Annotated in this window: 4 protein-coding genes, 2 tRNA genes and 1 pseudogene; 3 read left to right on the top strand and 4 right to left on the bottom strand. The window is 62.0% G+C overall.

All coding sequences use genetic code 11. The features are described from left to right. Positions 1-721 precede the first annotated feature (721 nt). The gene (locus DBR23_RS21155) at positions 722-3502 is read left to right on the top strand and encodes a DUF349 domain-containing protein (protein WP_108499506.1); all 2781 of its coding nucleotides are present in this window, start codon (positions 722-724) and stop codon (positions 3500-3502) included. 150 nt (positions 3503-3652) lie between these two features. On the opposite strand, the gene DBR23_RS21160 is transcribed toward DBR23_RS21155, so the two are convergent. The 3 genes from DBR23_RS21160 to ltrA all read right to left on the bottom strand — a co-directional run bounded on the left by DBR23_RS21160 (position 3653) and on the right by ltrA (position 5857). Further along, a tRNA-Leu gene (locus tag DBR23_RS21160) sits at positions 3653-3737 on the bottom strand. A gap of 186 nt (positions 3738-3923) precedes the next feature. Then, positions 3924-4008: transfer RNA gene (locus tag DBR23_RS21165), tRNA-Leu, on the bottom strand. A 124-nt stretch (positions 4009-4132) separates the two neighbouring features. Next, positions 4133-5857: a group II intron reverse transcriptase/maturase gene (ltrA, locus tag DBR23_RS21170; protein WP_108499507.1), complete on the bottom strand. Its 1725-nt coding sequence runs from the start codon at positions 5855-5857 to the stop codon at positions 4133-4135. Positions 5858-6889: 1032 nt separating this feature from the next. On the opposite strand from ltrA, the gene rnr reads away from it, so the two are divergent. After that, on the top strand, positions 6890-9223 hold the full coding sequence (gene rnr / locus DBR23_RS21180) for a ribonuclease R (RefSeq protein WP_108499509.1): 2334 nt from the start codon (positions 6890-6892) through the stop codon (positions 9221-9223). Positions 9224-9316: 93 nt separating this feature from the next. On the opposite strand, the gene DBR23_RS21185 is transcribed toward rnr, so the two are convergent. Further along, positions 9317-10315, bottom strand: coding sequence for an alpha/beta fold hydrolase (locus DBR23_RS21185; RefSeq protein ID WP_108499510.1), 999 nt, complete (start codon positions 10313-10315; stop codon positions 9317-9319). 130 nt (positions 10316-10445) lie between these two features. Between DBR23_RS21185 and DBR23_RS31395 the strand changes: the two are divergent. After that, a pseudogene (locus tag DBR23_RS31395) lies at positions 10446-10908 on the top strand (AraC family transcriptional regulator); the annotation flags it as partial.

Below are 10908 nucleotides of genomic sequence, written 5' to 3' on the forward strand. Positions count from 1 at the left end.
AAACTATTTTTAAGACATAAAAATTATGAAAAACATGTGAAAAATCACAGTTTTTGTGGGGTGAGAGGCCGTTCAGCGCTGTGGGTGGGTCGGTGGTGGCTAACATCACCATGTCAAATTCAATCGGGCTTTTCTCCGCCATTGAGAATCCGATTTGAGTTGGCCGAGTGAGTTTGATAAGGTGGAGGCGCCTGTAGATTTCAGGCATCGCCAGACGAAGCGAAGTCTCCCTCCGAGGGCATTCAGTGCCAAGGTGCAGCAGATGCCGCTTCCATGGCAACCCCTGGAGGCAATACCTTGCCTCCTCGCCATGCGGACCTTTCTCTCCGCATCGCGACCGATGGCAAAGACCGTTGTGTCAGCCGTCAAGCCCGGCGGGCAGGCCCTTCAGGCACTGCTCGTCGGGCTTTCTTATTGGTGCTTTGCCTTGTGGGTGGGCGGCGCTGTCTTATATATAGATAATGGGGGCTGTTCCCTAGAGCGGCGACCCTTCGCCCGGAGTGTCGCGCGGCGTTCTCGCAGAGGTCCATCAGCGGGGCGGCCTGCCTCGCAGAGCCTTGTGCCAGATCACCTGGCTGGTGTGGATGATGCTCCCCGCCACGGCTTGTCGGCCCAATCCGGTGAAAATAGCCCTTTTGTTGCCCTGGCGTGCGCATGGTGCGGTCGCTCGGGCACGGCCCCAGGCTCTGCGCCAGGGATGCCTTCGTAATCCATTGGATCCATGTTTCCATTTTTTTCCCGCAGCAAAATGTCCGACGCACCTGAAGTGAATCCGGCCCCGGCCAAAACCCACGAGCCGCACCCGCTCGATGCGCTGACCGGCGGCGCTTTTTCTGCCGCTACGTCGGGTGAGCGCGCTTCCCGCATCCGTGACTGGCTGGCCACGCAGCCAGCGCCTGAGCAGCTGCAGGAGGTGTTCAAGGAGTTGAGCGGACGTGACAAGGGCGCAGCCCGCGCCGTGCGCGAACGTTTGGACGAAATCCGCCGTGCCAAGGGGCAAGAGGCTATTGCGGCCGAATGGGCGGACAAGGCCCAGGCACTGCTGGCGGCCCCCAAGCTCAATATTGCAGATGCCCTGGCCTGGCAGCGGGATGCCGCCAAGGCGGGTGCGCCTCTGTCGCGCGAGCCGCTGTCGCTGCTCAAGGTGCAGCTGGCGGACCGTGTGAAGGTCATTGAAGATCTGCAGCACCGCGTGCAGGTGCAGCGCGAGGCCGCTGTGCTGCTGGCGCAGCGCATTGAAGTGCTCTCCACCAAACCCTGGCGTGATGCCCATGCTGCGCTGGAGCTGCTGCGCGCCGATGTCGCGCGCTGGCAGGAGCAGGCCCAGGAGCTCACGGGCGATGCGAGCTGGGCGAGCGTCGAAGCGCGGTTCCCCCCTTTGCTGGATGCCTCTCGCACCCAGTTGCTGGTGGTGTGGGAGGCTTTTCAGCCCGCAGTCGCCCAGGCGGCTGCCGCGGCAGAAGATGTCTCCGCGCCCCTGCCTCCCGTGCCGGTGTGGGCGGACGAATTGCGCGCTGCCCGTGGCCTGCCCACGGAAGCCGCCGCCGCTGCGGCTGCTTCAGCAGCGGCCAGCAAGCCAGCCCGCGTCGCCAAACCCAAGGTGGCGCCAGAGGTGATCGAAAAGGCGCACCAACTGGTGCGCGATGCGCTGGCGACGCTCGAAAAAGAAACCGCCGAAGGCCACGGCAAGGCCAGCGCTGGCGCAGCGGCTGCGCTGCGCGCCGTGCTCAAGGTGCATGGCAAACACATTGACAACGCCCTGGAGCAGCAGGTGCACACGGCGCTGGTGGCTGCCGGTGAGCTGGAAGGCTGGCAACGCTGGAGTGCCGACCAGGTGCGTGAAGACCTGGTGGCCAAGGCCGAAGCGCTGCTCAACCGCCCCGAGGGCCAGGCCCTGGGTGGCCGCAAGATGCAGGAGACCCTGCGCAATCTGCGAGACCAGTGGAAGCAGGCAGACCAGGGTGGTGCGCCTAACCACGCCCTGTGGAAGAAATTTGATGAAGCCTGCAACGCGGCGCACAAGGTGGTCGAGGCCTGGCTGGACAAGATCCGCACTGAAGCGGCCGAGCACAAGGCTCAGCGCCTGGCGCTGATCGAAGAGGTCAAGGCCTGGGCGCAAGAACACGCTGCATCGGGCGACTGGAAGGCCATCAACCGCTCGCTGTATCAGTTCGGCGACCGCTGGCGCGAAGGCGGGCATGTGGGCGAGAAGATTTTTGCAGAGCTGCAGCCCCTGTGGAAACAGGCCATTGCCCTGGCCGCAGCACCCCTGGAGGCTGCACAGAAGGAAAGTCTGGCGCGTCGTCACGCGATGATCGACGAGGCCACAGCCTTGGGCGCGGCACCCGCTTTGCGCATCGATGCCGTCAAGGCGTTGCAACAGCGCTGGCAGGCTGAGGCACAGACCGTGCCGCTGGACCGCAAGCACGAGCAAAAGCTGTGGGACGCTTTCCGCAAGCCTATTGATGAAGCGTTCAACCGCAAGTCGGCGGATCGTGACCGTGCTGTCACCGAACTGAGCGCGCGGGACCGCGTCGTTCTGGACGCCTCCAAGGCCCTGGAAGCTGCCAACGCCACGGGTGATGCGCAGCAGATCCGTGCCGCGATGCAGGCGCTGGAGGCTGCATTGCGCGGCCAGGCCCAGGCGGCTGAAGCGGTCGCCACGGCCAACAAGGATGCCCAGTCGAATGCTGAAGCGCAGGCGAATGCTGCTCCGGCTGCTCCAGCTGCTACTGAAATTGCAGCAGAGGCCTCTGCCGAGGCTGCGGAAGGTGGTGACACCGCTGCAGCCGCGCCCGCGCCGACACCTGCAGCCCCCAAGCCTGTCGCAAGACCTGTCGTGGCGGTGCGTGGGGATGATCGCCCTGGCATGAAGAAAGACGCTCCGGTGGCCCTCGGCCGTGGTGCGCGACCCGGAGACCGCCGCGATGGTCGTCCTGGCGACCGTGACGGTGCCCGCGGCCCACGCAGTGATGGCCGCATGGGCGATCGCGCTGACCGTGGAGGCCGTTTTGGTGATCGTCCAGCCTTCGAGGACCGTGGCCCTCGCTTGGGGGACACGGCATTCCGTGCTCAGCGCGAGGCGATGGAGCACGCGCAGCTGGCTCTGAAGAAGTTGGCTGCACAGGCCCACGGCGAAGCCTTGACCCAGCTGTTGACCGCATGGGAAAAGCGCGATGCTGCGCTGGTACCCGGCACGCAAGATTTGGGTTCGGGTGTGACGGCGTCGGTGCGCAGTGCCTGGACACAGGCATTGTCGGCTGCGCCCAAGGGCGATGCGGCAGAAGCGCTGCTGCGCCTTGAAATGGCGGCCGAGGCCCCAACGCCTGCCGAGCACATTGCTGCGCGGCGGATGTTGCAACTGCAGTTGCTGACGCGCCGCAACGACCCTGCGCCCACCCAGACCTGGGGCCAGGATGTGGCGCGCGTGCTGGCGAGCAATAGCGATGCGGCGAACGCACGCCGTTTGCAGAACGTGCTCAAGACGCTGCTGCGCAAGTAGTTGAAGGGCTGGGGCGCGCGCCGCGGCGCGTGTACCCTCAGGGCAGCAGACAGAACGAAAAACGAGACCGCTGGCGGTCTCGTTTTTTTCTTTGCTTTGATGGTTTGAAAACAAAAAAGCCGTTGCGGATGCAACGGCTTTTTATATGTTTGGTGCCCAGGAGAGGACTCGAACCTCCACGATGTTACTCGCTAGTACCTGAAACTAGTGCGTCTACCAATTCCGCCACCTGGGCTTTCAGATCAGCCTCGAATTATAGGACAAGAAATTCGGGCTTCTGGAGAGTTTTCAAAAAAATGTGCCATCGGCTCAAAAATCTTTGGCCGCAGCAGAGCGCGCAAAACATATCAGCAAATAAAAAAGCCGCTGGGTGTACAGCGGCTTCGATATTTTGAAAACCATCGCTGGTTCTCGTTAAACTTGGTGCCCAGGAGAGGACTCGAACCTCCACGATGTTACTCGCTAGTACCTGAAACTAGTGCGTCTACCAATTCCGCCACCTGGGCATTTCAGGAGGGTAGGGACAGTTCATTACTGAACCATCCCCCCCTAAGAACCGGACTTGCGACTTTCACCGCATCCGGCTCAAGCACAACACTGTCCGTATTGTGCGAAGACTCAGATTGTACCCTAAGTTTTCGCCTTCTTCGGACTCGAAGCCCCATGTGGGGCCGGTTTCGCTACCGTCAGACCCAAGGCGTGCAGTCTGATGTGGCAGACCGGGTGCAGTAGCACCCGGTTGTAGAGAGCATCCGACCCGCCATCCACTTTGCGAACAATGTGGTGGTCGTGCCATCCGCTCTCGTAGTCCAAGGGCTGTGCGCAAAGTGCACACTGCCCCGCCTGGGACACATACAGCATAGTTGTTTCGGCCCTGTACGCGATGCTTCGCAGCATGCGCTTCGTCCTCAATTTTTCGCCGTACGCTTCCCACGATGGATCGAAGGGGTTGTAGTCCGCCTTGATCTTCTCGTGCCTCACGATCTCTGTATCCGCGAGCTTCAACAGCTTTTTCGTGAATGGACCTTCTGCCGTCTTGACGGTTGCAGCGAACTCATTCCTCTCGTTGATGCGCTGCCAGTAACGGTTCGCACACCACTTCGGGGACTTGTTTGGATGGCGCCGTCTCGCCCAGCGGACAAGCCGCCAGTAGATCAAGTTGTCCATCTTGTTGAAGGTTTCTTTTGCCACCACCGGATGGTGGTACTGCGCCCAGCCCCGAAGGATAGGGTTCAGTTTGGCGATGAGATCCTCCTGCTTCACCATCGCATGTGTCTTTACGATCTCCCTGACCTTGCTGTAGAGCGCTTGCGCGTTCTTCTTGCTTGGTTTGATGAGTAGTTTTCCCGCGTACTTGCGGAAATTCCACCCCAGAAAGTTGAAGCCGTCATCAATGTGGGCGACCCTTGTCTTCTCCGGCGACAGTTGCAACCCTCGTTGTGCGAGGAATGCTTCGATCCACGGCCTGACTTCTGTCTCCAGCAACTCCTTGGAGTCGCCGGTGATGACGAAATCGTCTGCGTACCGGATTACATTGACTTTCAGCTTCAAGGCGCGAGACCTGAACCGCGCTTTGAGGTGCGCGGCCAAGCCGGATTCGAGCCCGTTCAGACACATGTTCGCCAAGGTTGGCGAAATGATGCCGCCTTGCGGCGTTCCTTCGTCAGTCGGCGAGAAGTGACCCTGGTGGATCACCCCGGCTTTCAGCCACTTGCGCAGGATTGCCTTGTCCGTGGGGACGTGGCGCACCAGCCAGTCGTGATTGATGTGGTCGAAACAGCCTCGGATGTCCGCCTCCAGCACCCATGGGGCCGAAGCCTTTTTGGATGTGCAGACGAATATCTGGCCCATGGCATCGGCCGTGGAGCGATTTCTCCTGAACCCATAGGAGTTCGGGTCGCTCGTGCTTTCCGCCACGGGCTCTAGTCCTAGCAGGTGAAGTGCCTGCATGGCCCGGTCGAACATGGTTGGAATGCCCAGGGGGCGCTCCTTCCCGTTCGATTTTGGGATGTAGACCCGCCGCAAGGGCAGGGGCCTATACCCTCGTTGCTGTTTCAACAAACCGATTGCCGCCCATTTCAGGAGCGGAGTGTCCCAAAGTTGGCGATCGACCCCTGCCGTTCGCTTGCCTTGGTTTTCGGTCACCCGCCTTACCGCCAGAGCTCTGGCGGAGTGCGAGTGGATCAAGGATCGTTGGAGGGCTTTCACCCGCCGCCAATCCTGTTCTTGCGTCGCCTTCGCGATCTTTTGCTGCATCGTTCGCACAAACCTTTCAACTCGCTGCCAGTCAATGGCGTGCCAGTTGGCGGGTTCGCGTGAGGATGCAGGCTCGCTGTTGCCAGCAAGTTTTCTCATGCTTTCCTCTTTGAGTTAGACCCATCGAGGACGCACTTCTCCCCCGAAGGGGAATTGAGCATCCCTTCGGGGTCGATTGAACTTAGACAGCCGTCTCGCGACGGTTGCACCAAGTGGAAGTTTGCACGCTTTCGCGTTGGGGCAAAGTTGGAACCCCTATGCCACCCGTTACAGGCAGCCGTTCGCTTTTTCCACCATCCCATACCCCCTCATCCAACAGGTTGCCTTGCGGCTTCCCTGCCTGCGTGCCGAAGCACGCAGGCGGGTGGTGGGGCTTACCACGTTCCCTGATCTACCGATCTTGGCGGTTTGCGCCGCTTCGATCTCTCCATTTAGGACCCATCTTTCCTGGGGCTGCATTTTGACGACGTATTCCCACTTTCCACAGGAATAGCCAGCAGCGCACCTTTTGGTTACGGCCTATCAGCAGATTTGGCCGTTCAATCTTCACCCAGGTTCTGACGATGGTTCACTTATGTTGCCCATATGGAACTAGCCTAGCCCCCTTGGCCGCCTTTCTGCTGGCAGCTTCCAGTTACACCCTCGCGGGCGTAGCTGCTACCGAAGTAGGGGTTCATTGTTGAGTGGGCTTCACACAGGGTCATTGCTGTCCCTGCATGCCACTCTAGGCTACTCGCGGTCGCACGCGAGGTCACAGCGGTCCGTTGCCGGATGTATGACAAGGCAGATCAGAGCAGGACGCTCTGAATAGTTTACTCAGAAACGAGCTGCGCACGCGGCAGACAAAGCTCCGCTTGTGGCGTGCTCGTCGGCTATGTGCGCGAGCGCCACAAACGGCATCTCTGCCGCTTTCAATACAAAGTCACTCGATAGAGTGACCTTGATGAGATAGCTCGGTTGCCCGTCTATCTTCTATTAAAGCCCGTCCTTGCGGATCAAGCTGTGGGATGATCGGGGTGAGCCGAGCATCTGTTTTATGCCCGCCGAAGCGGGTGAGTAAATTGCTAATATTTAACGAGGCAGCTACCTCATTCAGAACGACACGTTACGTGTCGCACGGAAAGACTAAGATTGTATAACAAAAATTCCACCCCCGGCACGCAGCCAGCCACACATTTGTCGCAAGAGATCGAAGGCAGCGTGCAAGGGCACCGTGATGGACACGGTTTCGTCATCCGCGACGATGGCGAAGGCGACATCTATATTCCCCCGAACGAAATGCGCGCAGTCCTGCACAAGGACCGTGTGCGCGTGCGCATCGTGCGCCAGGACCGCCGTGGCCGTCCCGAAGGCCGCGTTGTGGAAATCATCGAGCGTCCACCCCAGCCCATCATCGGCCGACTGCTGCAGGAAAGCGGTGTGTGGCTCGTGGCTCCCGAAGACAAGCGCTATGGCCAGGATGTACTGATCCCCAAGGGCGCCACGGGCGCCGCGAAGCCCGGGCAGGTCGTGGTGGTTGAGCTGACAGAACCTCCGGCCCTGTTCGGCCAGCCTGTGGGGCGTATCACCGAAGTGCTCGGTGAAGTGGACGACCCTGGCATGGAGATTGAGATCGCGGTGCGCAAGTACGGCGTGCCACACGAGTTCTCTGCCGAGTGTCTCGCCCAGGCCAAGGAGCTGCCCGACAAGGTGCGCGCGCAGGACAAGAAACGCCGCGTGGACTTGACCGATGTGCCATTGGTCACCATCGACGGCGAAGACGCGCGCGACTTCGACGATGCCGTGTACTGCGAGCCCGCCAAGGTCGGCCGCAGCAAGGGCTGGCGTCTGCTGGTGGCGATTGCCGACGTGAGCCACTATGTGGAAACGGGCAGCGCCATCGACATCGATGCCTACGACCGTGCCACCAGCGTGTACTTTCCGCGCCGCGTGATCCCCATGCTGCCCGAGAAGCTCAGCAACGGGCTCTGCTCGCTCAACCCCGAGGTGGAGCGCCTGTGCATGGTCTGCGACATGCTGGTCACCGCCAAGGGCGAGGTGCACGCATACCAGTTCTATCCGGCCGTGATGTTCAGCCACGCGCGCTTCACGTACACCGAAGTCGCAGCCATCCTGGCCAACACGCGCGGCCCGGAAGCCAGCAAGCGCAAGGACCGTGTCAAGGACCTGCTCAACCTGCATGACGTGTACCGTGCGCTGCTCATCGCGCGCCAGGCGCGCGGCGCCGTGGACTTCGAGACCACCGAGACGCAAATTGTGTGTGACGAAAACGGCCGCATCGAAAAGATCGTGCCGCGCACCCGCAACGACGCGCACAAGCTCATCGAGGAAGCCATGCTGGCCGCCAACGTGTGCAGCGCCGACTTCATTGCACAGGGTGGCCAGCCGGGCCTGTTCCGCGTGCACGAAGGCCCCACGCCCGAGAAGCAGGAGATCCTGCGCAACTACCTCAAGGCCATGGCTGTGGGCATGACGATTGGCGACGACCCCAAGCCGGGCGACTTCCAGGCGATTGCTACGGCGACCAAGGATCGGCCCGACGCACAGCAGATCCACACCATGCTGCTGCGCTCCATGCAGCAGGCCATCTACACGCCCATCAACAGCGGCCACTTCGGCCTGGCGTTCGATGCCTACACCCATTTCACCAGCCCCATTCGTCGGTATCCCGACTTGCTGGTGCACCGGGTCATCAAGGCCATCCTGAGCAAGACGAAGTACGCGCTGCCGTCCTTGCCCACACCCGGCGAAGCCCATGCCAAGCTGGCCAAACGTCTGGCTGCGCGCGTGGCCGCACCTGGCACCAAGCCACGCAAGGATGTGAAACCGCCCAGCCGCGACACCCAGGCCTGGGAGGCCGCCGGCCTGCACTGCAGTGCCAACGAGCGCCGCGCCGACGAGGCCAGCCGCGATGTGGAAGCCTGGCTCAAGTGCAAGTACATGCGCGAGCACCTGGGCGAGGAATACAGTGGCGTGGTCAGTGCTGCGACGAGCTTCGGCATCTTCGTGACGCTGGACGCGATGTACGTCGAGGGGCTGGTGCACATCACCGAATTGGGCGGCGAATACTTCAAGTTCGACGAGGCGCGCCAGGAGCTGCGCGGCGAGCGCACCGGCATCCGCTACGCCATCGGCGCGCGGGTGCGGGTGCAGGTCAGCCGCGTGGACCTGGATGGCCGCAAGATCGACTTCCGCCTGGTGCGTGAAGGCGAGGAGCTGCTGGGCCGCGCGCTCAAGGACAAGGGTGTGGGTACCGAGGGGGCTGGTGGTGGTGCCCGCAAGGCGGGTGGTCGGTCCGGCGGACGCAAGGCCGACAAGGCCGCAGGTCCATCTGCCACCGAGCAGGCAGGCCTGACCCGCGAGCGGGCCGCGCGTTCGCCGATCCAGTCGCTCAAAGCATCGGTCAAGAAGGCGGTGGCGGGTAAGTCCAGCAAAGGCAAAGCGCGCAAGCCACGCCGGGGGTGAGGTCGTCGAGCTGGTGGACCAAGGCCCTCCAGCTCGCCTCACCATTGCTATTTAATTGATAGCAGCAAGCGCATATAGCACATGCGCTTGCGGCTATTTTTTATTGAAATGTGCATGCTTGGCGGCTTGAGGGGCGCTCGATTGCTCCAGAAAGCGCGCATACCGTTGTGCCGTGTCGGCGGGGGCTTCCATCATGGGCAGGTGCCCGATGCCAGGCAGCGCGGCGATGTGTGCCTGCGGAAGCAGCTTCTGCACTGTTTGAAGGCCGCTTCGGTCGAACACGCGGTCGCTGTCGCCCCACAGGACCAGGGTGGGGTGCTGCCGCAGGCGGGCCAGGTGTTGTTCCAGCAGATAGCGGTCTTTCAGCTGCGCGTCCCACAGGCGGGTGTTGGATGCAGCGTTGCGCAGCGCGTCCTGCTCGGAGGCGTACAGGATGGGGTAGGGCAAAAAGGGGCGCTTTTCAAACACCAGATCCATCATGGCACCGAAGGCTGCGGCATCGTGGGCTACCAGCGGGCGTTGTCCGGTGTCGATGAGGCGGTCCATGGTGCTGGGCTGGGGCGAGCGAATGCCGTGGGGTGCGCCGATGAACGCCACGCTGGCCACGCGCTCGGGATGCTGCAAAGCAAAGAGAGCGGCGATGGTGCCGCCCATCGAGTTGCCCGCCAGATGCACTCTCGCAAGGCCGAGCGCGTCCAGAAACGCGGCCAGCCGCGTGACGTGGGCGGCGTAGTCGTAGGGCTGGTCGTCTCGCCGTGTGCTCTCGCCAAAGCCCGGGATATCTGGGGCAATCACCCGGTACTGGCCGGTGAGCGGTCGCGCAAAATCCACCCAATGGTCTTTCTCCGCAAAAATGCCGTGCAGCAGAACGATGGGTGTGTCACTGCTGTGAACCGACGCGGGGTTTGGGGGAGTGCCGTTATCCAGGTAGTGGACGGTGTGCATGGCCGCATCAGCGGTTTTTTCTTCCAGGCCTGACAGATGGCGATTGGCGCTGAGCAGAGGCTCTTTGAACAGCGAAGGTGCCCCGTAGTAGAGGCCGACCGTGCCCAGTACCAGAGCCGTTGCGACAGAAATAACGATGCGTTTCAAGAAGCGTTCTCCAAGGATATGGCTGCGTGCACGCCAGGGACTGCTGCTACAAGCCTCAACACACGCTCGGCCCCTGGCGGGAGAGGCAAGGCTACGGAGAACGCGGTAAAAAAACTTGTAGGTTTGGGCTATGCCAGCACGCAACACACTGACCCTTGGCACTGACCGCGCGCTCTACGTCGGAGAGATCCCGGCCACGGGCTGGCACTGCCATGCATCGCCGGTGCTGTTGATGGGGCTCTCGGGCCGGTTTGCGGTGCACTGGGGGGCAGGGCGTGTGGAGACCTGCCACAGCGCGTTGGTCGATGCCGGGGTGGAGCACCTGTTCGACCCCTGTGGTGAAGTGGTGGCGCTGGTGTATCTAGAGCCAGATTCCGCGCAGGCGCGCGGCCTGCGGGGGCTGTTCGGGCAAGAGGGGGGTGTGGTGGTGGACGTCGCAGTCCCGGTGGGCGCGCGCAGTGCCATGGAGGGTTATCTGCATCACTTCGACCTGCCCGCCTTGCTGCGGTGCCCGCTCGATAGCGAGGTGGCGCCGCTCGACCCACGCGTCGTCCGCAGCCTGCATGTGCTGCGCCATCCGCAGGCGGGGCGGG

The organism is Acidovorax sp. HMWF018 (genome assembly GCF_003061035.1).
Taxonomy (GTDB): Bacteria; Pseudomonadota; Gammaproteobacteria; order Burkholderiales; family Burkholderiaceae_C; genus Acidovorax; species Acidovorax delafieldii.

Coding starts and splice junctions, on each gene's coding strand:
- ltrA (WP_108499507.1), bottom strand. CDS start 5,857: ATGAGAAAACTTGCTGGCAACAGCGAGCCTGCATCCTCACGCGAACCC.
- DBR23_RS21155 (WP_108499506.1), top strand. CDS start 722: ATGTTTCCATTTTTTTCCCGCAGCAAAATGTCCGACGCACCTGAAGTG.